This is a genomic window from Streptomyces sp. NRRL S-455 (assembly GCF_000717875.1).
Lineage (GTDB): Bacteria > Actinomycetota > Actinomycetes > Streptomycetales > Streptomycetaceae > Streptomyces.
The window spans coordinates 553708-575984 of sequence record NZ_JOCT01000004.1; the positions used below are offsets into that span (position 1 = coordinate 553708).

Annotated in this window: 34 protein-coding genes; 2 read left to right on the forward strand and 32 right to left on the reverse strand. The window is 67.0% G+C overall.

Going from position 1 to position 22277, the window contains the following annotated elements:
- Nucleotides 1–20 precede the first annotated feature (20 nt).
- Complete coding sequence (locus IE97_RS0108145; protein ID WP_234310440.1) at nt 21–1163, reverse strand: CapA family protein; 1143 nt, start codon at nt 1161–1163, stop codon at nt 21–23.
- A 227-nt stretch (nt 1164–1390) separates the two neighbouring features.
- Between IE97_RS0108145 and IE97_RS0108150 the strand changes: the two genes are divergently transcribed.
- Nucleotides 1391–2206, forward strand: coding sequence for a hypothetical protein (locus IE97_RS0108150; RefSeq protein ID WP_030233841.1), 816 nt, complete (start codon nt 1391–1393; stop codon nt 2204–2206).
- Nucleotides 2207–2223: 17 nt separating this feature from the next.
- Here IE97_RS0108150 and truA read toward each other — a convergent pair whose 3' ends face one another.
- The 31 genes from truA to rpsJ form a co-directional block, all read right to left on the reverse strand.
- On the reverse strand, nt 2224–3078 hold the full coding sequence (gene truA, locus IE97_RS0108155; RefSeq protein WP_030233844.1) for a tRNA pseudouridine(38-40) synthase TruA: 855 nt from the start codon (nt 3076–3078) through the stop codon (nt 2224–2226).
- Between the two features lie 141 nt (nt 3079–3219).
- Nucleotides 3220–3705, reverse strand: coding sequence for a 50S ribosomal protein L17 (gene rplQ / locus IE97_RS0108160; RefSeq protein ID WP_030233847.1), 486 nt, complete (start codon nt 3703–3705; stop codon nt 3220–3222).
- 172 nt (nt 3706–3877) lie between these two features.
- Nucleotides 3878–4900, reverse strand: coding sequence for a DNA-directed RNA polymerase subunit alpha (locus IE97_RS0108165; protein ID WP_003966937.1), 1023 nt, complete (start codon nt 4898–4900; stop codon nt 3878–3880).
- A gap of 151 nt (nt 4901–5051) precedes the next feature.
- Nucleotides 5052–5456, reverse strand: coding sequence for a 30S ribosomal protein S11 (rpsK, locus tag IE97_RS0108170; RefSeq protein ID WP_003956432.1), 405 nt, complete (start codon nt 5454–5456; stop codon nt 5052–5054).
- A gap of 64 nt (nt 5457–5520) precedes the next feature.
- Nucleotides 5521–5901 carry a 30S ribosomal protein S13 gene (gene rpsM / locus IE97_RS0108175; RefSeq protein WP_010036675.1) on the reverse strand — a complete coding sequence of 127 codons (381 nt, stop codon included), beginning with the start codon at nt 5899–5901 and terminating at the stop codon, nt 5521–5523.
- Nucleotides 5902–6091: 190 nt separating this feature from the next.
- On the reverse strand, nt 6092–6205 hold the full coding sequence (rpmJ, locus tag IE97_RS0108180; RefSeq protein WP_003974245.1) for a 50S ribosomal protein L36: 114 nt from the start codon (nt 6203–6205) through the stop codon (nt 6092–6094).
- A gap of 59 nt (nt 6206–6264) precedes the next feature.
- Nucleotides 6265–6486 carry a translation initiation factor IF-1 gene (infA, locus tag IE97_RS0108185; RefSeq protein WP_003948620.1) on the reverse strand — a complete coding sequence of 74 codons (222 nt, stop codon included), beginning with the start codon at nt 6484–6486 and terminating at the stop codon, nt 6265–6267.
- A 233-nt stretch (nt 6487–6719) separates the two neighbouring features.
- Nucleotides 6720–7556, reverse strand: coding sequence for a type I methionyl aminopeptidase (gene map / locus IE97_RS0108190; RefSeq protein ID WP_030233852.1), 837 nt, complete (start codon nt 7554–7556; stop codon nt 6720–6722).
- 133 nt (nt 7557–7689) lie between these two features.
- Complete coding sequence (locus IE97_RS0108195; RefSeq protein WP_030233856.1) at nt 7690–8352, reverse strand: adenylate kinase; 663 nt, start codon at nt 8350–8352, stop codon at nt 7690–7692.
- Entirely contained in the window at nt 8352–9665 is a 1314-nt protein-coding gene (gene secY, locus IE97_RS0108200; protein WP_030233859.1) for a preprotein translocase subunit SecY, read from the reverse strand. The genes IE97_RS0108195 and secY overlap by 1 nt, the downstream gene beginning before the upstream one ends.
- Before the next feature lie 236 nt (nt 9666–9901).
- The gene (rplO, locus tag IE97_RS0108205; protein WP_030233862.1) at nt 9902–10357 is read right to left on the reverse strand and encodes a 50S ribosomal protein L15; all 456 of its coding nucleotides are present in this window, start codon (nt 10355–10357) and stop codon (nt 9902–9904) included.
- Nucleotides 10358–10359: 2 nt separating this feature from the next.
- Nucleotides 10360–10542 (reverse strand): 50S ribosomal protein L30, encoded by a 183-nt coding sequence (rpmD, locus tag IE97_RS0108210; RefSeq protein ID WP_003974250.1) that lies wholly within the window; start codon nt 10540–10542, stop codon nt 10360–10362.
- Between the two features lie 2 nt (nt 10543–10544).
- On the reverse strand, nt 10545–11150 hold the full coding sequence (gene rpsE / locus IE97_RS0108215; RefSeq protein ID WP_009190144.1) for a 30S ribosomal protein S5: 606 nt from the start codon (nt 11148–11150) through the stop codon (nt 10545–10547).
- Nucleotides 11151–11191: 41 nt separating this feature from the next.
- Complete coding sequence (rplR, locus tag IE97_RS0108220; RefSeq protein ID WP_010036704.1) at nt 11192–11575, reverse strand: 50S ribosomal protein L18; 384 nt, start codon at nt 11573–11575, stop codon at nt 11192–11194.
- 3 nt (nt 11576–11578) lie between these two features.
- Nucleotides 11579–12118, reverse strand: a complete 540-nt coding sequence (gene rplF / locus IE97_RS0108225) for a 50S ribosomal protein L6 (RefSeq protein ID WP_010036705.1) — start codon at nt 12116–12118, stop codon at nt 11579–11581.
- A gap of 24 nt (nt 12119–12142) precedes the next feature.
- A complete protein-coding gene (gene rpsH, locus IE97_RS0108230) occupies nt 12143–12541 on the reverse strand; it encodes a 30S ribosomal protein S8 (protein WP_003992367.1) in 399 nt (132 codons plus the stop codon).
- A gap of 213 nt (nt 12542–12754) precedes the next feature.
- The gene (locus IE97_RS0108235; protein WP_003948630.1) at nt 12755–12940 is read right to left on the reverse strand and encodes a type Z 30S ribosomal protein S14; all 186 of its coding nucleotides are present in this window, start codon (nt 12938–12940) and stop codon (nt 12755–12757) included.
- Between the two features lie 5 nt (nt 12941–12945).
- A complete protein-coding gene (gene rplE / locus IE97_RS0108240; protein ID WP_030233867.1) occupies nt 12946–13503 on the reverse strand; it encodes a 50S ribosomal protein L5 in 558 nt (185 codons plus the stop codon).
- Entirely contained in the window at nt 13503–13826 is a 324-nt protein-coding gene (gene rplX / locus IE97_RS0108245) for a 50S ribosomal protein L24 (RefSeq protein WP_010036713.1), read from the reverse strand. Before rplX ends, rplE begins: the two co-directional genes overlap by 1 nt.
- Nucleotides 13827–13828: 2 nt before the next feature.
- Nucleotides 13829–14197: a 50S ribosomal protein L14 gene (gene rplN, locus IE97_RS0108250; protein WP_003998823.1), complete on the reverse strand. Its 369-nt coding sequence runs from the start codon at nt 14195–14197 to the stop codon at nt 13829–13831.
- 107 nt (nt 14198–14304) lie between these two features.
- Nucleotides 14305–14592, reverse strand: a complete 288-nt coding sequence (gene rpsQ, locus IE97_RS0108255; protein WP_030233870.1) for a 30S ribosomal protein S17 — start codon at nt 14590–14592, stop codon at nt 14305–14307.
- On the reverse strand, nt 14592–14816 hold the full coding sequence (gene rpmC / locus IE97_RS0108260; RefSeq protein WP_003974259.1) for a 50S ribosomal protein L29: 225 nt from the start codon (nt 14814–14816) through the stop codon (nt 14592–14594). Before rpmC ends, rpsQ begins: the two co-directional genes overlap by 1 nt.
- Nucleotides 14816–15235, reverse strand: coding sequence for a 50S ribosomal protein L16 (gene rplP / locus IE97_RS0108265; protein WP_004984526.1), 420 nt, complete (start codon nt 15233–15235; stop codon nt 14816–14818). Before rplP ends, rpmC begins: the two co-directional genes overlap by 1 nt.
- Nucleotides 15236–15240: 5 nt before the next feature.
- Entirely contained in the window at nt 15241–16065 is an 825-nt protein-coding gene (gene rpsC, locus IE97_RS0108270) for a 30S ribosomal protein S3 (protein WP_030233882.1), read from the reverse strand.
- The gene (gene rplV / locus IE97_RS0108275) at nt 16065–16412 is read right to left on the reverse strand and encodes a 50S ribosomal protein L22 (RefSeq protein ID WP_010036727.1); all 348 of its coding nucleotides are present in this window, start codon (nt 16410–16412) and stop codon (nt 16065–16067) included. The genes rpsC and rplV overlap by 1 nt, the downstream gene beginning before the upstream one ends.
- A 44-nt stretch (nt 16413–16456) precedes the next feature.
- Nucleotides 16457–16738, reverse strand: coding sequence for a 30S ribosomal protein S19 (gene rpsS, locus IE97_RS0108280; protein ID WP_030233885.1), 282 nt, complete (start codon nt 16736–16738; stop codon nt 16457–16459).
- A gap of 12 nt (nt 16739–16750) precedes the next feature.
- Nucleotides 16751–17587, reverse strand: coding sequence for a 50S ribosomal protein L2 (gene rplB / locus IE97_RS0108285; RefSeq protein ID WP_010036731.1), 837 nt, complete (start codon nt 17585–17587; stop codon nt 16751–16753).
- Nucleotides 17588–17627: 40 nt separating this feature from the next.
- Entirely contained in the window at nt 17628–18047 is a 420-nt protein-coding gene (gene rplW, locus IE97_RS0108290; RefSeq protein ID WP_020272643.1) for a 50S ribosomal protein L23, read from the reverse strand.
- On the reverse strand, nt 18047–18703 hold the full coding sequence (rplD, locus tag IE97_RS0108295) for a 50S ribosomal protein L4 (protein ID WP_030233889.1): 657 nt from the start codon (nt 18701–18703) through the stop codon (nt 18047–18049). The genes rplW and rplD overlap by 1 nt, the downstream gene beginning before the upstream one ends.
- Before the next feature lie 4 nt (nt 18704–18707).
- Nucleotides 18708–19352, reverse strand: coding sequence for a 50S ribosomal protein L3 (rplC, locus tag IE97_RS0108300; protein WP_010036739.1), 645 nt, complete (start codon nt 19350–19352; stop codon nt 18708–18710).
- Nucleotides 19353–19369: 17 nt separating this feature from the next.
- Complete coding sequence (rpsJ, locus tag IE97_RS0108305) at nt 19370–19678, reverse strand: 30S ribosomal protein S10 (RefSeq protein WP_003948644.1); 309 nt, start codon at nt 19676–19678, stop codon at nt 19370–19372.
- Between the two features lie 541 nt (nt 19679–20219).
- Between rpsJ and IE97_RS0108310 the strand changes: the two genes are divergently transcribed.
- Nucleotides 20220–22205, forward strand: coding sequence for an ATP-binding protein (locus IE97_RS0108310; RefSeq protein WP_030233894.1), 1986 nt, complete (start codon nt 20220–20222; stop codon nt 22203–22205).
- Nucleotides 22206–22277 lie beyond the last annotated feature (72 nt).

The following is a 22277-nucleotide window of genomic DNA, read 5'->3' on the forward strand; positions in this document are numbered from 1 at the left end:
CCCCGTGGTGCGCTGTGGCGCTAGTCACGCTCCAGTGCGAGTTCCTTCAGGCCGTCGCCCCCCGGCGCCCCGCGGTTGTACAGGAAGCCCCGCGTCCGTTCCGCCGCCAGCCGGTAGCGGGCGAGCCGCTCCTCCGAGAGGTCCCCCGGCTCGTCGAGGGTCCGCCGCACGTCCACCACCCGGTGGTCCGTGACCGCGCCGTCGGGCGCCTTCTCACCGGCCTCCACCTCGGCCGGGATGTCCACCAGCGTCGTGGCGTAACGGGCCGAGACGTCCCATCCGTCCGTCGTCTCACGGAACTCGAACCAGCCGATCGCGCCCTCCTCGGTGAGCCCGCTGGGCGAGGAGTGGCGTGCCACGTGATTGCCGAGGCCGTAGGCGACCCACGTGCCGTTCACCTTCTGGATCGGCTGGACCACGTGCGCGTGGTGCCCGATCACCAGGTCGATGCCGGTCTCCGTGGTGAGCCGCTCCGCCAGCCGCAGCTGTCCGACGCCCGGTTCGTTGTGGTGCTCCGCCCCCCAGTGGACCGAGAGGATCACCACCTCGGCCCCCTTCTTCCGGGCCTTGGCCTCCGCCTCCTTGACGGCGTCCGTGCCGAGCTTGTTGAACGCCCACTTCTGCTTCTCGGGCGTCGGGTGGACGAACGACTCCCAGGAGAAGGACAGGTGGGCGACCTTGACGCCGCTGACGTCACGGATGTTGACCCGTTCCGCTTCCTTGGGGGTGCCGGCGGATCCCGTGTGTCCGAGGCCGGCCTTGTCCATGGCGCTCAAGGTGCGCCGCACGGCCCCCAGGCCGTGGTCGAAGGTGTGGTTGGAGGCCGTCGAGCAGGTGTCGTAGCCCACATCCTTGAGCGCCGTCAGGATCTGCGGCGGGACGAGGAACTCCGGGTATCCCTCGAAGGGTCCCCGCGGCTTGCCGACGGGCGTCTCCATGTGACAGATGGCCAGGTCGGCCTTGCTGATGACCGGCTTCACCCCGGCGAGCATCGGCCGGAAGTCCAGCCCGGCCTCTCCCTCGCCGGTCTCCTCGGCGTCCTTGGCGGCCTGGTCCACCAGCTCGGGGTGGATCAGCACGTCACCGGTGGCGGCGACGGTGAAGGAACGCCCGCCCGGCTTCACCTGCGGTGCGGAGGCCGCAGAAGTGCACGCAGCCGTCACGGCGATGACCGAGAAAGCGATTACCGCCCGAGCGATCCGGAGAGGTTCACGAAGTGTCACCCCATCATATTCACATGAACCACACATGCACCACGGACGTAACCGTCACAAGGAAGTCACATTTGACTCGCATTCTGACCCTAATCGGACTGATCCTGGCCTTGTCCAGCTGTCAGTCGGCACCGGACCGGTCAACGGACGATGTCACTCCGCACGCCCGGGAGTTGGTGGACCTCCGCAGCAGGATCCTCACGTACACGGCGGAACTGGAGCCCGACGACGCGTACACCCCACCGGACGACACCCAGCGCGAGCGCGTCGCCGAGAGCGTCGGCCACCTCCTGGACGGCGACACCACCAAGGCCGAACGACTGCTCGCCCCCGTCGGCCTCAAGCTCACCCGCCTCACCGACACCGAGTCCGGCCGCAGGTACGACGAGATCGCCGCCGCACGCCCGGGCAGGGCCGAACGATGGGGACGCCTCTACCTGACCGCCGACTCCGACGTCCGCTGGAACGCGCAGGTACCGCACCCGGTCTCCGACCGGGACACGGAACGCCTCGGCGTGAGGCTCCTGGAGGACAACCCCGGCGGCTCGCTGGTCCTGGCCGGCGCGCACCGCGAGGCGGGCCGCGGGGACGCCGCCGACGTCTCCCACCGGGAGGACAGCATGTTCCACGCCGTCGTCGTGGAACTCCAGAAGCGCGACGTGCCCGGAGTCCAACTGCACGGCTTCGCCAAGGAGTCGCACCGCCCCTACGAGGCCGTCCTCTCCGCCAGAGCCGCGTGGAACACCATCGATGAGGCCGTCGCCCTGGCCGACGGCATGCAGGCCGACGGACTGCGGGTCTGCCGGGGCTGGTCGGCCCGCTGCCCCCTGGAGGGCACCACCAACGTCCAGGGCAGGGCCGCCCAGCGCCACCACGCCAGGTTCCTCCACGTCGAGCTCTCCCCCAGCGCGCGTGGCGGCGGCACCGATGCCAAGGACACCGCCAGGGCCCTCTCCGAACTGCTGATGAACTGGAACACCGCAGACCGGTGAGGAACGCCGGAAGCCGGTCAGCAGCACCCCGCCGACGGCAGAGACCGCTTGTTCCGAGCCTCCTTGCTGCGCGCGGCCAGCAATTCGTCGGCCGGGTAGCCGACCTCCTCCAGTGTCAGCCCGTGCGGCCGTACGACATGCACGGCCGAGTCCCGTACGCCCGCCGCCAGCACCTTCCCGGGCCAGTCGGCGGGCCGGTGCCCGTCCCCCACGAACAGCAGCGCCCCGATGAGCGACCGCACCATGTTGTGGCAGAAGGCGTCGGCCCGCACGGTGGCGGTGATGATCCCGTCCTCACCCCGGACCAGGCTCAGCTCCTGGAGCGTACGGATGGTGGTCGCGCCCTCCCGCTTCTTGCAGTAGGCGGCGAAGTCGTGCTCCCCCAGCAGGCCGTGGGCGGCCTCGTTCATGGCCTCCACGTCGAGTGGCCAGTCGTGCCACAGCACGTGGTTGCGCAGCAGCGGGTCGACGCCCCCGGGGTTGTCGGTGACCCGATAGGCGTACCGCCTCCACACCGCCGAGAACCGCGCGTTGAACCCGCTGGGCGCCTCCCTGAGGGCCCAGACCCGTACGTCCCGCGGCAGCCGCCCGGCGAGCCGCTTGAGCAGCTTCTGGTGGTGCTCGGCCCACACCTCACGCGGCAGATCGACGTGAGCGACCTGCCCCCGGGCATGCACCCCCGCGTCGGTACGCCCCGCCACGGTCAGCTCGTACGTCTCCCGCGACCGCGTCACGGTCCGCAGGGCGTCCTCGATCTCCCCCTGCACGGTCCGCCGCCCCCCGGCCTGCTTGGCCCACCCGGAGAACTCGCTCCCGTCGTACGACAGATCAAGACGGACACGAACGTAACCAGCCGCTGCTTCATCACTCACGTACAGATCCTCTCAGCAACACAAAAGCGGGCCCGCCCCCAAAAGGGAACGGACCCGCCAACGCCCTGAAGGGGCGCGGGGAACTGCGCGACAAGCCACCACGAACCCGCGGCCGCAAGCGCACAGCCCCCGGCAGAACGCTTACGCGTCCTTGGACTCCTCGGCGTCCTCGGCCTTGGTCGTGTCGACCTGAGCCTCGGAAGCCTCGGCGTCCTTGGCGGCACGCTTCGTCGCGGCCTCGGCCTCGCCGGTCGCCTCCTGCGCCACCGTCAGCGCCTCGACCAGCTCGATGACGGCCATGGGCGCGTTGTCGCCACGGCGGTTACCGATCTTGGTGATGCGGGTGTAGCCACCCGGACGGTTCTCGTTGCGCGGGCCGATCTCGGTGAAGAGCGTGTGGACGACGCTCTTGTCCGTGATGACCTGGAGCACCTGACGGCGGTTGTGAAGGTCGCCCTTCTTCGCCTTGGTGACCAGACGCTCGGCGTACGGACGCAGGCGGCGGGCCTTCGCCTCGGTGGTGGTGATACGACCGTGCTCGAACAGCGACTTCGCGAGGTTCGCGAGCATCAGCTTCTCGTGCGCGGCGCTGCCGCCCATACGGGCACCCTTGGTGGGCTTCGGCATGGTGTTTCTCCTAGGTGTCTGCCCCGGCCGTATCAGGTACCGGGGTCAGTATCCGAGCGAGCGGTTGCCCGTCGGAGATCCAGGCCCCCGAAGGGGCCTGGAAGGGGCGCGGGGAACTGCGCGACCAGCCACGACCGGCCCGCAGACGCAGTACGGCCTCCCCGCTGAGCGATCAGTACTGCTCGGTCTCCACGAACCCGGCGTCCGCGTCGTCGTCCGCCCCGAAGGCGTCCGCCGCAGCGGTCGGGTCGAATCCGGGCGGGGAGTCCTTGAGCGCCAGGCCCATACCCGCCAGCTTCGCCTTGACCTCGTCGATGGACTTCGCACCGAAGTTGCGAATGTCGAGGAGGTCGGCCTCGGAACGCGCCACGAGCTCACCCACGGAGTGGATGCCCTCACGCTTGAGGCAGTTGTACGACCGAACGGTGAGCTCCAGCTCCTCGATCGGCAGCGCCAGGTCGGCGGCCAGCGCGGCGTCCGTCGGGGACGGACCCATGTCGATGCCCTCGGCGTCGATGTTCAGCTCGCGGGCGAGACCGAACAGCTCGACCAGGGTCTTACCGGCCGACGCCATGGCGTCACGCGGACGCATCGCCTGCTTGGTCTCGACGTCGACGATCAGCTTGTCGAAGTCGGTCCGCTGCTCGACACGCGTGGCCTCGACCTTGTACGTGACCTTGAGCACCGGCGAGTAGATCGAGTCGACCGGGATCCGGCCGATCTCCTGGCCGACCTGCTTGTTCTGCACGGCGGAGACGTAGCCACGGCCACGCTCGACCGTGAGCTCCATCTCCAGCTTGCCCTTGCCGTTGAGCGTGGCGAGGACCAGGTCGGGGTTGTGCACCTCGACACCGGCCGGGGGCGCGATGTCGGCGGCGGTGACCAGACCCGGGCCCTGCTTGCGCAGGTACATCACGACCGGCTCGTCGTGCTCCGAGGAGACGACCAGCTGCTTGATGTTGAGGATCAGGTCGGTGACGTCCTCCTTGACGCCCGGCACGGTGGTGAACTCGTGCAGCACGCCGTCGATGCGGATGGACGTGACCGCCGCACCCGGGATCGAGGAGAGGAGGGTCCGGCGCAGGGAGTTGCCGAGGGTGTAGCCGAAGCCCGGCTCCAGCGGCTCGATCACGAACCGGGAGCGGAACTCGTCGACGACCTCTTCGGTCAACGAGGGACGCTGAGCGATCAGCATGTGTGGATCAGATCCTTCAGTCGGGGGCGCCCGCTATTTGACGCCCGACTTGAACCGTCCCCGACGGAAAGGGACGGGTACTGCAAGGGTACGGGCGATACGGCCCGAAAGAGCCGTACCGCCCGGAAACCGTGAGCCCGAAGGCGTCGCGTCAGACGCGGCGGCGCTTCGGCGGACGGCAGCCGTTGTGCGGGGTCGGGGTGACGTCCTGGATGGAGCCGACCTCGAGGCCCGTGGCCTGCAGGGAGCGGATCGCGGTCTCACGACCGGAACCCGGGCCCTTCACGAACACGTCGACCTTGCGCATGCCGTGCTCCTGGGCGCGGCGGGCAGCCGACTCGGCGGCCATCTGCGCGGCGAACGGCGTGGACTTCCGGGAGCCCTTGAAGCCGACGTGGCCGGCGGAGGCCCAGGAGATCACGTTGCCGGACGGGTCCGTGATCGAGACGATCGTGTTGTTGAACGTGCTCTTGATGTGCGCGTGGCCGTGAGCGACGTTCTTCTTTTCCTTGCGGCGCACCTTCTTGGCAGCGCCCTGACGACCCTTGGGGGGCATCTATAACTCCTACGGGAGGTGGTCGGTCCTGCAGCGAAGACCGCTGACGAGCGTCCGCTGAGGACTACTTCTTGCCCGGCTTCTTCTTACCGGCGATGGCGCGACGCGGGCCCTTGCGGGTGCGGGCGTTCGTGCTGGTGCGCTGACCGCGGACGGGCAGACCGCGACGGTGACGCAGACCCTGGTAGGTACCGATCTCGACCTTGCGGCGGATGTCGGCCTGGATCTCGCGACGGAGGTCACCCTCGGTCTTGATGTTGTTGTCGACGTACTCGCGGATCGCGACCAGCTGCTCCTCGGAGAGGTCACGAACACGAGTGTTCGGGTCCACGCCGGTGGCGGCCAGCGTCTGCTGGGACAGAGTCCGGCCGATGCCGAACACGTAGGTGAGGGCGATCTCCACGCGCTTGTCGCGCGGGATGTCAACACCGGAAACGCGTGCCATTCAATGGCTCCAGTTACTTGTCGGAGGTCTTCCACAGGACCGCTTCCCAGCCGCCGTACGAGGTACGAACTGGGTCCCCGGCCTCCGAACCGGGGGTGTCAAGCCGTTGCCGGCTTGGGTCCTGCGTATGAACATATTCAGCTCGCGTCGCGCGAATCCCTGCGATGGATGCAGAGGGATCGGTCGTGCGTCAGCCCTGGCGCTGCTTGTGGCGCGGGTTGTCGCAGATGACCATGACCCGGCCGTGACGGCGGATCACCCTGCACTTGTCGCAGATCTTCTTGACGCTCGGCTTGACCTTCATTAGGTGAGGTTCTCCGGGTCAGTGCCACCACCCCGCCGGAAGCGGGATGCGGGCAAGATCTACTTGTAGCGGTAGACGATCCGGCCACGCGTCAGGTCGTACGGAGACAGCTCCACCACGACCCGGTCGTCAGGGAGGATGCGGATGTAGTGCATACGCATCTTGCCGCTGATGTGTGCCAGGACCTGGTGGCCGTTCTGGAGCTCGACCTTGAACATGGCGTTCGGCAGAGACTCGACGACAGTGCCCTCGATCTCGATGGCACCTTGCTTCTTGGCCACGCTTCGCCCTTCGAATCGACTACCTTGATCGACTCCGTGCGAGCGCATGCAGACATGCGGGTACACAAGAGCCGACGAGTCAGTCTACGTCAGGGCCCTCGGAAACACGAATCGAGGGAGTCTGCCCCATCGGACAGATCTTTAAGCGCCCCGACAGGGGCGCGGGGAACTGCGCGAACGACCCCCACGGCCCGCGGCCGCCGACGGTCAGAACGGCCCACCCCGGAAGACGCTCAGCCCAGCGGATCCGGCGCGGCGACGATCCCCAGCTCGGCGAGCTTCGCCTTCCCCCCGTCGGGAGACGTGAGCACCAGCGGCCCCTCCTCCGTCAGCGCGACGGAGTGCTCCCAGTGCGACGACCACGTGCCGTCCGTCGTGATGACCGTCCAGTCATCCTCGAGGACCTCGGTCTTCGGCGTCCCCAGGGACACCATCGGCTCGATCGCCAGGCAGAAGCCCGGCACCAGCTTCGGGCCCTTGCCACGCCGCCGGTCGACGTAGTTCAGCAGGTGCGGGTCCATGTGCATCTCGGTGCCGATGCCGTGCCCGCCGTAGTCCTCGATGATCCCGTACTTGCCGCCGCCCGGCTTGGGCTGGCGGCGGATGTACGTCTCGATGGCCCGGGAGACGTCGACCAACCGGTTGCCCTGCTTCATGGCCGCGATGCCGGCCCACATCGACTCCTCGGTCACCCGGGAGAGCTCGACCAGCTCCGGGGCGTGGCCGGAGCCCACGAAGGCCGTGTAGGCGGCGTCGCCGTGCCAGCCGTCGATGATCGCGCCGCAGTCGATGGAGATGATGTCCCCGTCCTTGAGGACCACCTCGTCGGACGGGATGCCGTGGACGACGACCTCGTTCACGGAGGTGCAGATCGTCGCCGGGAAGCCGCCGTACCCCAGGAAATTCGGCTTGGCGTTGTGCTCGGCGAGCACCTTGCGGGCGACCTGGTCCAGATCCTTCGTCGTGGCCCCCGGCACGGCGGCTTCACGGGTCGCCGCGTGGATGGCGGCGACGACCAGCCCCGCCTCACGCATCTTGGCGATCTGCTCGGGGCTCTTGATCTGCACCATGGGGGCTACGGCCTTTCTGGACCTTCGGCGGGTACGAACGCCTTCAACGATACGGGGCCTCGCGACCGGCCCCGTCCACGCAGCAGCCGCGGCCCCCGAACGGGGAACCGCGGCCGTAGCTGCGCACGAACGGCTACTTGCCGTCCTCGCCACGCCCCAGCGCCTCCATGGCGCGCGTCGTGACGTCCTCGACCTTGCCGAGCGCCGAGATCGTGACCACCAGGCCCTGCGCCTTGTAGTAGTCGATGATCGGCTCGGTCTGGGTGTGGTAGACCTCCAGCCGCGTCCGGACCGTCTCCTCGGAGTCGTCGTCCCGCTGGTACAGCTCGCCGCCGCAGACGTCGCAGACGCCCTCCTTGGCCGGCTGCTTGTACGTCACGTGGAAGACGTGCGAGGAGTCGTTGCGGCAGATGCGCCGGCCGGCGATCCGCTTGACGACCTCGTCCTCCGGGACCTCCAGGTCCAGCACCGCGTCGAGCTGCATGTTCTCGGTCTCGAGCAGCTCGTCGAGCGCCTCGGCCTGGGAGACGTTGCGGGGGAAGCCGTCCAGCAGGAAGCCGTTCTCGGCGTCCGGCTGCTCCATGCGGTCCTTCGCCATCGCGATGGTGACCTCGTCGGGCACCAGGTTGCCCGCGTCCATGTAGGACTTCGCCAGTTTGCCGAGTTCCGTCTGCTGGCTGATGTTGGCCCGGAACAGGTCGCCCGTGGAGATGTGCGGGATCGACAGGTTCTTGGCCAGGAACGCGGCCTGCGTTCCCTTACCGGCACCCGGCGGACCGACGAGGACGATTCGCATCAGCGGAGGAACCCTTCGTAATTGCGCTGCTGGAGCTGGCTCTCGATCTGCTTCACCGTCTCGAGACCGACACCCACGATGATCAGGATGCTGGTCCCGCCGAAGGGGAAGTTCTGGTTTGCCCCGAACCCTGCCAACGCCATCGTCGGCACGAGAGCGATCAGTCCCAAGTACAGCGAACCCGGCCAGGTGATCCGGTTGAGTACGTAGCTCAGGTACTCAGCGGTCGGTCGGCCAGCCCGGATGCCCGGGATGAAGCCACCATACTTCTTCATGTTGTCGGCGACTTCTTCGGGGTTGAAGGAGATCGCCACATAGAAGAACGCGAAGAAAACGATCAGCAGGAAGTACGTTGCGATGTAGTACGGGTGGTCGCCCTTGACGAAGTGTTGCTCGATCCAGGTCTTCCAGCCCGAGGTGCCTCCCGCGAACTGAGCGATCAGCGCCGGGATGTAGAGCAGCGACGAGGCGAAGATGACGGGGATCACACCCGCCTGGTTCACCTTGAGCGGGATGTAGGTGGACGTACCGCCGTAGGAGCGACGGCCGATCATGCGCTTGGCGTACTGGACCGGGATGCGGCGCTGGGCCTGCTCGACGAAGACCACCAGGCCGACCATGGCGAAGCCGACCAGGATGACCGTGCCGAACTCGATCCAGCCGCCCGCCAGGGAGCCCTCCTGCTTGATGGCCCACAGCGCGGACGGGAACGTGGCGGCGATCGAGATGAACATCAGGATCGACATGCCGTTGCCGATGCCGCGGTCGGTGATGAGCTCACCGAGCCACATGACGGCGGCCGTACCGGCGGTCATGGTGATGACCATGGTGATGGTGACGAAGATCGACTGGTCGGGGACGATCTGGCTGGCCACCGGGCAGCCCTGGAACAGGGCGCCGCTGCGGGCGGTGGCGACGAGGCCGGTGCCCTGGAGGATGGCGAGGGCGATCGTCAGGTAACGCGTGTACTGGGTGATCTTCGCCGTACCGGCCTGGCCCTCCTTCTTCAGGGCTTCCAGGCGCGGGATCACCACGGTCAGCAGCTGCAGAATGATGCTCGCCGTGATGTACGGCATGATGCCCAGCGCGAAGATCGTGATCTGCAGCAGCGCGCCACCGCTGAACATGTTGACCAGGCCGAAGAGACCCTGGTTGGCCTGGGCGTTGTCGATACAGGTCTGGACGTTCCGGTAGTCGACGCCTGGGATCGGGATGTGCGTACCGACCCGGTAGACCACGATGATGCCGAGCGTGAAGAGCAGCTTCTTGCGCAGGTCGGGCGTCTTGAACGCCCGGGCGAACGCGGTGAGCACGGTGCCTCCTGCGACCCCCGCGCAACTGCGTCAAGGGTGACGGTCTTGAGGTTCGACGAATAGGTAACGGTCAACTGCCGCTCAGAGTGCCGGAAGTGCAGCACCCTGTGTAAAGAGGGCAGTGCAGGCCACCTTACCGGCGAGACTGCCGCCCTAGGAACGACCGACCGGGGATACCCCATTTTGTGGGGTATCCCCGGTCGGGATCGCTCAGGTCATCGAGACGCCTGTGAGGTTCAGACGAGCTCGGTGACGGTACCGCCGGCGGCGGTGATCTTCTCCTTGGCGGAGCCGGAGACGGCGTCGACCGTCACCTGCAGCGCCACGGAGACCTCGCCCTGGCCGAGGACCTTGACGAGCGCGTTCTTGCGAACGGCACCCTTGGCCACCAGACCCTCGACGGTGACCTCGCCACCCTCGGGGTAGAGCGCGGCCAGCTTGTCGAGGTTCACGACCTGGTACTCGGTCTTGAACGGGTTCTTGAAGCCCTTCAGCTTCGGGAGACGCATGTGGAGGGGCATCTGGCCACCCTCGAAGCGCTCCGGAACCTGGTAGCGGGCCTTCGTGCCCTTGGTACCACGACCAGCCGTCTTACCCTTCGACGCCTCACCACGACCGACACGGGTCTTGGCGGTCTTGGCGCCCGGGGCGGGACGGAGGTTGTGGATCTTGAGCGGGTTCTGCTCCGCCATGATCAGTCGACCTCCTCGACCGTCACGAGGTGGCGGACGGTGTGCACCATGCCGCGGAACTCGGGGCGGTCCTCCTTGACGACCTGCGTGTTGATGCCCTTGAGACCAAGGGAGCGCAGGGTGTCACGGTGGTTCTGCTTGCTGCCGATGTAGGACTTGACCTGCGTAATCTTGAGCTGCGCCATGATTACGCACCCGCCCCGGCACGCGCACGCAGCAGGGCCGCGGGGGCGACGTCCTCGAGGGGCAGACCACGGCGGGCCGCGATCTCCTCGGGACGCTGCAGACCCTTCAGGGCCTCCACGGTCGCGTGCACGATGTTGATCGCGTTGTCGGAGCCGAGCGACTTCGACAGCACGTCGTGGATACCGGCGCACTCGAGCACGGCACGCACCGGACCACCGGCGATAACACCGGTACCGGGCGACGCGGGCTTGAGCAGCACGACGCCGGCAGCCTTCTCACCCTGGATGGGGTGCGGGATGGTGCCCTGGATCCGGGGGACCTTGAAGAAGTGCTTCTTGGCCTCCTCAACGCCCTTGGCGATGGCGGCCGGCACCTCCTTGGCCTTGCCGTAACCGACACCCACGGTGCCGTCACCGTCGCCCACCACGACCAGCGCGGTGAAGCTGAAGCGACGACCACCCTTCACAACCTTGGCGACGCGGTTGATCGCGACGACGCGCTCAACGTACGCGGTCTTCTCGGCGGCAGCAGCGCCGCCGTCACGGCCCTTCCGGTCCCGCCGCTCGCCGCCACCGGCACCGCCACCGCGGCGCTGGGGTCCAGCCATTGGAATTACCTCTCTCTGTTTCCGCTAGCTACGGAACCGGCTCAGAACTTGAGCCCGGCCTCGCGGGCGGCGTCCGCCAGGGCGGCGATGCGCCCCGCGTACTGGTTACCACCACGGTCGAACACGACGGCCTCGACACCGGCGGCCTTGGCACGCTCGGCGACCAGGGCGCCGACCTGCTTGGCCTGCGCGGACTTGTCGCCCTCGCCACCGCGGATCGAGCTGTCCAGGGTGGACGCCGACGCCAGGGTGTGGCCCTTCAGGTCGTCGATCACCTGCGCCACGATGTGGCGGTTGGAGCGGGTCACGACCAGACGGGGACGCTCCGCCGTACCGTTGATCCGCTTGCGGATCCGGATGTGACGGCGCTTGATCGCGGCGCGCTTGTAGGCGTCGCCCTTCAGGATCTTCTGCCCGTATGCCATGGCTTACTTACCCGCCTTTCCGACCTTGCGGCGGATGACTTCGCCCTCGTACTTGACGCCCTTGGCCTTGTACGGGTCGGGCCTGCGCAGCTTGCGGATGTTGGCCGCAACCTCGCCGACCTTCTGCTTGTCGATGCCCTCGACCGAGAAACGGGTCGGGGACTCCACCTTGAAGGTGATGCCCTCGGGGGCCTCGACCAGGATCGGGTGGCTGTAGCCGAGGGAGAACTCCAGGTTGGAGCCCTTCGCCACGACGCGGTAACCCACACCGCTGATCTCGAGCTTCTTGACGTATCCCTGGGTCACACCGGTGATCATGTTCGCCACCAGCGTGCGGGACAGGCCGTGCAGGGCCTTGCTCTGCCGCTCGTCGTTGGGCCGGAGCACCTGAAGGGTGCCGTCCTCGGCCTTGGCGATGTCGATCGGCGCGATGACGGTGTGGGTCAGTTCGCCCTTGGGGCCCTTGACCGCGACCGTACGGCCGTCGATGGTGACGTCCACGCCGGCGGGAACCGGGATGGGGAGCTTGCCGATACGCGACATTGCTGTCTCTCCTCCGTTCCCGAACTACCAGACGTAGGCGAGGACTTCCCCACCCACGCCCTTCTTCTGCGCCTGCTTGTCGGTCAGGAGACCGTGGGACGTGGAGATGATGGCCACGCCCAGGCCGCCGAGGACCTTCGGCAGGTTGGTGGACTTCGCGTACACCCGGAGACCGGGCTTGGAGATCCGCTTGATGCCCGCGATGGAGCGCTCACGGTTGGGGCCGAACTTCAGCTCCAGGACGAGGTTCTTGCCGACCTCGGCGTCCTCGACCTTCCAGCCCGTGATGAAGCCCTCCTGCTGGAGGATCTCCGCGATGTGCGACTTGATCTTCGAGTGCGGCATCGCCACGGAGTCGTGGTACGCCGAGTTCGCGTTCCGCAGACGCGTCAGCATGTCTGCGATCGGATCAGTCATGGTCATGAATTGGCCTTCGGCCTCTCTCGCCGGGGTTTCCTGGTGCGCCATCCCTCTCCCCGATCCGAGACGGGACGGGTGCGGCGCGGTGGACCTACGGCGTAGTAAGTCGTAAGGGCGGCGGCAGACGCCCAACCCCACAAGCCTAAGGCATGTGAGCTGGACGTCCCGCCGCCCCAGATGCTTACCGAGAGCCCTGCGAATCCCTTATTAGGGGGATTACCAGGAGCTCTTGGTCACGCCCGGCAGCTCGCCACGGTGAGCCATCTCACGAAGGCACACGCGGCACAGGCCGAACTTGCGGTACACGGAGTGCGGGCGGCCGCAGCGCTGGCAGCGGGTGTAGCCACGCACACCGAACTTGGGCTTGCGAGCAGCCTTGGCAATCAGAGCCTTCTTCGCCATCTCGCTCACGCCTCCTTGAAGGGGAAGCCGAGGTGACGAAGGAGCGCGCGGCCCTCAGCGTCGTTGGTCGCCGTGGTCACCACGGTGATGTCCATACCCCGGACGCGGTCGATCTTGTCCTGGTCGATCTCGTGGAACATGACCTGCTCCGTGAGACCGAAGGTGTAGTTGCCACGGCCGTCGAACTGCTTGGGGGACAGGCCGCGGAAGTCGCGGATGCGCGGCAGCGCGAGCGACAGGGTGCGGTCCAGGAACTCCCACATGCGGTCGCCACGGAGCGTGACGTGGGCACCGATCGGCTGGCCCTCACGCAGCTTGAACTGCGCGATGGACTTGCGGGCCTTGGTGACGGCCGGCTTCTGACCGGTGATCGTGGTGAGGTCCTTGATGGCACCCTCGATCAGCTTGGAGTCGCGGGCGGCGTCGCCCACACCCATGTTGACCACGATCTTGACGAGACCGGGGATCTGCATGACGTTCTCGTACTTGAACTCGTCACGCAGCTTGCCCGTGATCTCCTCACGGTACTTCTGCTTCAGGCGCGGAGTGGTGGTGGTCGTCATCAGATGTCCTCACCCGTCCGCTTGGCAACGCGGATCTTGTTGCCTTCGTCGTCGAAGCGGTAACCGACGCGGGTCACGACCTTCTTGCCGTCCTTCTCCACGACCAGCTGGACGTTGGAGACGTGGATCGGCGCCTCGGTGGTGACGATGCCGCCGGCCTGCGAACCGCGAGCCGTCGGACCGGCCTTGGTGTGCTTCTTGACCCGGTTGACACCCTCGACCAGAACACGGTCCTCGCGGGGGAAGGCCGCGATGACCTTGCCCTGCTTGCCCTTGTCCTTGCCGGTGATGACCTGGACCAGGTCGCCCTTCTTGATCTTCATGCTCACAGCACCTCCGGCGCGAGGGAGATGATCTTCATGAACTTCTTCTCGCGCAGCTCACGGCCGACCGGGCCGAAGATACGGGTGCCACGAGGGTCGCCGTCGTTCTTCAGAATGACAGCGGCGTTCTCGTCGAAGCGGATGTACGAGCCGTCCGGACGGCGGCGCTCCTTGACGGTGCGAACGATGACCGCCTTGACGACGTCACCCTTCTTCACGTTGCCACCGGGGATCGCGTCCTTGACGGTGGCGACGATGACGTCACCGATACCCGCGTAGCGGCGACCGGAGCCGCCGAGCACACGGATGCAGAGGATCTCCTTCGCACCCGTGTTGTCGGCGACACGCAGTCGCGACTCCTGCTGGATCACGTCTATCTCCTGGTTGTCTGCCGGTTCCCGGGGCGGGGTCACACTTGCACACGCGACCCCGCCCCGAGCCTGGCGGAACGATTCCTAGGGGGTCCCCCTAGGAGGGATTACTTGGCCTTCTCGAGGATCTCGACGACGCGCCAGCGCTTCGTGGCGGACAGCGGCCGGGTCTCCATGAGGAGGACGCGGTCGCCGACGCCTGCGGCGTTCTGCTCGTCGTGGGCCTTGAGCTTGCTGGTACGACGGATGACCTTGCCGTACAGCGCGTGCTTGACGCGGTCCTCGACGGCGACGACGACGGTCTTGTCCATCTTGTCGCTGACGACGAGACCCTCACGGGTCTTGCGGAAGCCGCGGGCCTCTGCAGTCTGCTCAGTCACGTTGCTCTCACTCATCAGGCGCTCTCCACCGTCTCGATGCCCAGCTCGCGCTCACGCATCAGGGTGTAGATCCGCGCGATGTCCTTACGGACGGCCTTCAGCCGACCGTGGTTCTCGAGCTGGCCCGTCGCCGCCTGGAAGCGGAGGTTGAACAGCTCTTCCTTGGCCTCGCGGAGCTTCGCCAGAAGCTCCTCGTTGCCCAGCTCGCGCAGCTCGGACGCCTTGGTACCGGCCGACATCACGCTTCACCTGCCTCGCGCTTGACGATCTTGCACTTCATCGGCAGCTTGTGAGCCGCACGGGTCAGGGCCTCGCGCGCGATCTTCTCGTTGGGGTACGACAGCTCGAACATCACGCGTCCGGGCTTGACGTTGGCCACCCACCACTCCGGCGAACCCTTACCGGAACCCATGCGGGTCTCGGCCGGCTTCTTGGTGAGGGGGCGGTCCGGGTAGATGTTGATCCAGACCTTGCCACCACGCTTGATGTGACGCGTCATGGCGATACGAGCTGCCTCGATCTGACGGTTCGTCACGTACGCCGGGGTCAGCGCCTGGATGCCGTACTCGCCGAACGCAACCTGCGTGCCACCCTTGGACATGCCGTTGCGCTTGGGGTGGTGCTGCTTGCGGTGCTTGACCCTACGGGGGATCAGCATGTCGGTCAGGCCTCCGTTCCGGTGCTCTCAGCCGGAGCGGCGGACGCGGGAGCCTCGGCCTTGGGGGCCTCGGAACCAGCGGCCTGCTGCGGCTTGCGACCGCGCCGCTCGCCACCGCGGCCACCACGGGCCGGGCGGTCGGCACCACCGCGGGCCGGGCGGTTACCCGCACGGGCGGCGGCGTTCTCGGCGCGGACCTCGGCGATGTTCTTGACGTCGCCCTTGTAGATCCAGACCTTCACACCGATGCGGCCGAAGGTCGTCTTGGCCTCGAAGAAGCCGTAGTCCACGTTCGCGCGGAGCGTGTGCAGGGGCACACGGCCCTCGCGGTAGAACTCCGAGCGGGACATCTCGGCGCCACCGAGGCGGCCACCGCACTGGATCTTGATGCCCTTGGCGCCGGCCTTCATCGCCGACTGCATGCTCTTGCGCATGGCACGGCGGAAGGAGACGCGGGAGGAGAGCTGCTCGGCGACGGCCTGGGCCACGAGCTGAGCGTCCGTCTCGGGGTTCTTGACCTCGAGGATGTTCAGCTGGACCTGCTTGCCAGTGAGCTTCTCGAGGTCACCGCGGATGCGGTCGGCCTCGGCGCCACGGCGGCCGATGACGATGCCCGGACGAGCGGTGTGGATGTCCACACGCACACGGTCACGGGTGCGCTCGATCTCGACCTTGGAGATGCCGGCGCGCTCCATGCCGGACGTCATCATCCGACGGATGGCGACGTCTTCCTTGACGTAGTCCTTGTACAGCTTGTCGGCGTACCAACGCGACTTGAAGTCGGTCGTGACACCGAGCCGGAACCCGTGCGGGTTTACCTTCTGGCCCATTACCGGGTTCCTTCCTTGCTGCTGACGACCACGGTGATGTGGCTGGTCCGCTTGCGGATCCGGTAGGCACGGCCCTGGGCGCGCGGCCGGAACCGCTTCAGGGTCGGGCCCTCGTCGACGTAGGCCTCGGAGATGTAGAGGCTGTCGACATCGGTGTGGTCGTAGTTGTGCGCGGCGTTGGCGATGGCGCTGTCCAGCACCTTGCCGACCGGCACGCTCGCGGCCTGCGGGGCGAAACGCAGGACCGCCTGAGCCTCCGTGGCGTTCAGGCCACGGATGAGGTCCACCACACGGCGGGCCTTCATGGGCGTGACGCGGATGTACCGCGCCTGGGCCCTGGCTTCCATGGTTGTCCCTTCGATGTTTGTCATGGTCATTCGCACCCCGCTGACTAGCGGCGCTTCGACTTCCGGTCTTCCTTGACGTGGCCCCGGAAGGTGCGGGTCGGCGAGAACTCGCCGAGCTTGTGGCCGACCATCGACTCGGTGACAAACACCGGGATGTGGGTCTTGCCGTTGTGCACCGCGAGCGTGTGGCCGAGCATGGCCGGCACGATCATGGAGCGACGGGACCAGGTCTTGATGACGTTCTTGGTGCCCGCTTCGTTCTGGGCGTCCACCTTCTTCATCAGGTGGTCGTCGACGAAGGGCCCCTTCTTCAAGCTACGAGGCATCTCAACCCGTCCTTAGCGCTTCTTGTTCGTCTTGCGGCGGCGGACGATGTACTTGTTCGACGCCTTCTTGGGCGAACGAGTACGGCCTTCCTTCTTGCCCCACGGGGACACCGGGTGGCGACCACCGGAGGTCCGGCCCTCACCACCACCGTGCGGGTGGTCAACCGGGTTCATGACCACACCACGGACGGTCGGGCGAACGCCCAGCCACCGCTTACGGCCGGCCTTGCCCCAGTTGATGTTGCTCTGCTCGGCGTTGCCCACCTCGCCGACGGTGGCGCGGCAGCGCACGTCGACCAGGCGGATCTCACCGGACGGCATGCGGAGGTGGGCCATCGAGCCCTCCTTCGCGAGCAGCTGCACCGAGGCGCCGGCGGAGCGGGCGAACTTCGCGCCGCCGCCCGGACGCAGCTCGATGGCGTGCAGCGTGGTACCGACCGGGATGTTGCGCAGGGCGAGGTTGTTGCCCGGCTTGATGTCGGCCCCGGGACCGTTCTCGACGCGGTCGCCCTGGCTCAGGCCACGCGGCGCGAGGATGTAGCGCTTCTCGCCGTCCGCGTAGTGCAGGAGCGCGATGCGCGCGGTGCGGTTGGGGTCGTACTCGATGTGCGCGACCTTCGCCGGCACGCCGTCCTTGTCGTGACGACGGAAGTCGATCACGCGGTAGGCGCGCTTGTGGCCACCGCCCTGGTGGCGGACGGTCACACGACCGGAGTTGTTACGGCCACCCTTGCTGTGCAGGGGGCGGACCAACGACTTCTCCGGCGTGGACCGCGTGACCTCGACGAAGTCGGCGACGCTGGAGCCGCGACGGCCCGGCGTAGTCGGCTTGTACTTGCGGATTCCCATTTCTCAGTCCTCGTCCGATATCGGACGATCCGGACCGCCCTCAGGCGGTCGGACCGCCGAAGATGTCGATACGGTCGCCCTCGGCGAGGGTCACGATCGCGCGCTTGGTGGACGCGCGCTGGCCGAAGCCCGTGCGGGTCCGCTTGCGCTTGCCCTGGCGGTTGATCGTGTTGACCCCGGTGACCTTGACCGAGAAGACCGCCTGGACGGCCTGCTTGATCTGGGTCTTGTTGGCGCTCGGGTCGACGATGAACGTGTACTTGCCCTCGTCGAGAAGCGCGTAGCTCTTCTCGGAGACGACCGGCTTGAGCAGCACGTCACGGGGGTCCGTGAAGGACTTGCTCAGCGGGGTCTCGACGGTGTTCTTGCCCTCGGTGGCGTGGCGACGCGCCTTCTTGACGCGGGCCTCCTTGGCCTTCTTCGCGGCCTTCGAGGCGATAGCGGGGTGACGGATGGCCATCAGACCTCGCTCCCTTCGGTGTCATTGGCCTTCGGGCCCGACACGAAGGACTCGAAAGCAGCCTTGGTGAAGACCACGTCGTCCGAGACGAGAACGTCGTACGTGTTCAGCTGGCCCGGCTCCAGGATGTGGACCTGGGGCAGGTTGCGGGCGGACAGCCACGCGGCCTCGTCGGCGCGGTCGACGACCAGGAGCAGGTTCTTGCGCTCCGAGATCTTGCCGAACAGCGTCTTGGCGGCCTTCGTCGACGGGTTCTCACCCTCGACGACGCCGGAGACGACGTGGATGCGGTTGTGGCGGGCCCGGTCGGTGAGGGCGTGACGCAGAGCGGCAGCCTTCATCTTCTTCGGGGTCCGCTGCGAGTAGTCACGCGGCACGGGACCGTGCACGACGCCACCACCGGCGAACTGCGGCGCGCGGGTCGAACCCTGACGGGCGCGACCGGTGCCCTTCTGGCGGTACGGCTTCTTGCCACCGCCGCGGACCTCGCCACGGGTCTTGGTCTTGTGCGTGCCCTGACGGGCCGCGGCCAGCTGCGCGACGACGACCTGGTGGATCAGCGGGATGCTGACCTTCTCAACGCCGAAGATCTCCGCGGGGAGCTCGACGGAACCGGCCTTGTCGCCCGCCGGCGAAAGGATGTCAACAGTGCTCATTACCTCAGGCCCCCTTGGCCGCGGTGCGGACCAGGACGAGGCCGCCGTTCGGACCGGGAACCGCGCCCTTGATGAGCAGCAGACCCTTCTCCGCGTCAACGGCGTGGACGGTCAGGTTCTGGGTGGTGACCCGCTCGTTGCCCATGCGACCCGCCATGCGGAGGCCCTTGAACACACGGCCCGGGGTGGCGCAGCCACCGATCGAGCCCGGCGAGCGGTGCTTGCGCTGGGTGCCGTGTCCGGCGCCGAGGCCACGGAAGTTGTGGCGCTTCATGACACCGGCGAAGCCCTTGCCCTTGCTCTTGCCGGTCACGTCGACCTTCACGCCGGCCTCGAACACCTCAGCGGTGATCTCCTGGCCCAGCGTGTACTCGGAGGCGTCCGCGGTGCGGATCTCGACGAGGTGACGACGGGGGGTGACGTCGGCCTTGGCGAAGTGGCCCTTGAGGGGCTTGTTCACCTTGCGCGGGTCGATCTCGCCGAAAGCGATCTGGACGGACTCGTAGCCGTCGACATCGTTCGTACGGACCTGGGTGACGACGTTGGGGCCGGCCTTGACGACGGTGACCGGGACGACGCGGTTGTTCGCGTCCCACACCTGCGTCATGCCGAGCTTCTCGCCCAGGATGCCCTTGATCTGCTTAGCCATCTCTCAGATCACCGGCCTCAGAGCTTGATCTCGATGTCGACACCGGCCGGGAGGTCGAGTCGCATCAGAGAGTCAACGGTCTTGGGGGTGGGGTCGAGGATGTCGATCAGGCGCTTGTGCGTCCGCATCTCGAAGTGCTCGCGCGAGTCCTTGTACTTGTGCGGCGACTTGATGACGCAGTACACGTTCTTCTCAGTGGGCAGCGGCACCGGGCCCGCGACCGACGCACCAGTGCGGGTCACCGTCTCGACGATCTTCTTCGCCGAGGAGTCGATGACCTCGTGGTCGTAGGCCTTGAGCCGGATGCGGATCTTCTGTCCCGCCATGGCTACTCAGTAGTCCTGTCTCTCTTACGCTCTGGAACCCGGCGGATTCCTTCTGCTGCCTTCGTTCCTCCGACCCACGCGGTCGGGCGTGTCGCACTCTCGCTGACATGGATGTCCCTTGTTCGAACATCCCTGCGGGATTGCACACGGCCCTTCCGGAACCGCAGGCCGGGGGCGAAGGCCCACCGGGTGCCTGGCCGGTGCCGCGCTGACACTTCCCGAAAGATTCCCGTACGTCCGCCCCAGCGCTGCCGTGTGGCAGTTAGGGCGACGAGTACTGTGGGACTCGCTTCCGGTCCCCCCGGCGGGAGGCGCGCAGCATCAACACTCGACCGAGCAACTCGGACAGTCTGCCATATGGGGCGGGGGCTACGCCAATCGAGCCGGAGAGAATACCCCGGGGGTGACGTAGGTCAAACGCGAGCGGTGTTCCAAGCGCACCCAGCCCAGCGATTCCCTGCGGTTCCGCACTTCCCGCACCCCCACGACACGCTAGTTTGCGTCCTTGATCAGGGCACACAGGGCAGGAGGTCCCCACGTCATGGTCAAGGTACGGCTTGAGACCAGCCGTGAGCACGTCGCCGAACTCGCACGCCTACGGGATCCCGTCGGCGCTGTCGAGGAGCTGGTCTGGAACGCCGTCGACGCGGATGCCGAACGCGTGGTCGTCATTTTGGAGCGGAACGACCTGGGTGGCGTGGACAGGGTGCGGGTCCAGGACGATGGCAGCGGGATGTCGCCAGAGCACTGCGAGGAGTATTTCCGGCCCATCGGCGCCTCCTGGAAGAAGCGTGCTCAGGGCAGTCCTGTGAAGAAGCGCGCTCTGCATGGGAAGAACGGGCGAGGCAGAGTACGTGCGTTCGCGCTCGGCACCCAGGTCCGTTGGACCAGCGTCAGTGACGCCCTGGAGGGCCGGCAGCAGCTGGTGATCGAGGCCGACCGGCGTTCCATGGACGAGTTCGATATCGGCGACCCGGAACCGACCGACGAGCCCACGGGCACGCTCTTTGAGGCGTTCGGCGGTGACGAGCAGCTGAACCCGCTCGCTGACGAGCGCGCCAGGTCATCACTCACCACGGCCTTCGCCACCTACCTGGAGAAATACCCGGACGTCCGTATCGAGTACGACGGCCAGGACCTCGACCCTGCCGCAGAGCAGCTCCACGTACGCGACTACGTCCTGCCCCCGCCTTCCGGATGGAGCGGCGAGCCCGCACGCCTGAAGGTCGTGGAGTGGCGCAAGCCCGTCACCAGGGCGCTCTTCTTGTGCGACGGCCAGGGAATGTCCCGGGCTCACCTCAAGCCGGGCATTCAGGCTCCGGGCTTCGAGTTCACCGCGCATCTGACCTGGGCCGGTTTCGACGATGTCGACGCCGAGGACCTGGTCTTCACCGACTGGGCTCCCTCCGGACCGCTCGCCGAGGTGCTCGCCACAGCCCGGGACCAGCTCAAAGCCCACTTCCGTGCCCGCGTGGACGAGCGCCGACGGGAACAGGTCGCTGAATGGCAGCGCGAAGGGATCTACCCGTATGCGGGTGACGCCTCGGACGAGAAGGAGCGAGCGGAGCGCGAGACCTTCGACGCCGTGGCGACCACTGTCTTCCGGCACCTCCCAAGGTCTCAGGGCACACGCCGAACCACATTCGCGCTTCTCCGGTCGGTCCTCGCGCACGAACCCTCGGATGTGCTGCGCATCGCAGACGAGTTGTTCTCGCTCTCCAAGCAGGAGAGGGAGGAGCTCAACCGGCTTCTGCAGCGCACCACGCTCTCGGCCTTGATCAAGGCCTCCACGGCGGCAGCGAACCGCATCGACTTCCTCACAGCCCTGGAGCACCTAGTCTTCGCACCCGACGTGAAGCCACGTGTCACGGAACGGGACGAACTGCATCGCATTCTCGAGGACCAGTGCTGGGTATTCGGCGAGGAGTACGCGCTGCACGTCAGCGACCGCAGCCTCAACGCGGTACTCGCCCAGCACTGCCAATTGCTCGGGCGCCGCGCTCCCACGCCGGAACCGGTCCTGCGGGAGGACGGACGCTCCGGGAGGGTCGACCTGATGCTGTCCCGGGCCGCACGGCACAGGAAGGGCGAACGGCACCACCTCGTGGTCGAGCTCAAACGCCCCAGTGTGGTTCTGGGCATGGCGGAGTTCAGCCAGATCAGCAGTTACGCGGAAGCCGTCATGTCCGACGACCGGTTCCGTGAACCCACTGTGACGTGGGATTTCTGGCTCGTGGGTAACGCCATGGACAAAGCGCTACGACAGCTCGCCCACCAGGTCGACCGGGTCCCCGGCTGCGCGGTGTCCACCCCGCGTTTTCGGATCATGGTGAAGACGTGGGGCGAGATCATCGAGGACTGTCAGGAGCGCCTGCGTTTCCACAGCGCGCAACTGGAGTACCAGTCCTCGACCGAGCACGCCATGGACTACCTGGTCCGCAACCACAGCGAGGCCGTGGCTGAGCTGGTTGCCGACAGCACTATTCCGGCCCCTCGGAGTGCCGGCACCGCCGACGTCACGCACTGAGGTCCGGGCCACTCGCGCCGCCTGTGTCAGTGGCCCGGTCTACTGTTCTTGGGCGCCTGCGTTCAAGGCGCT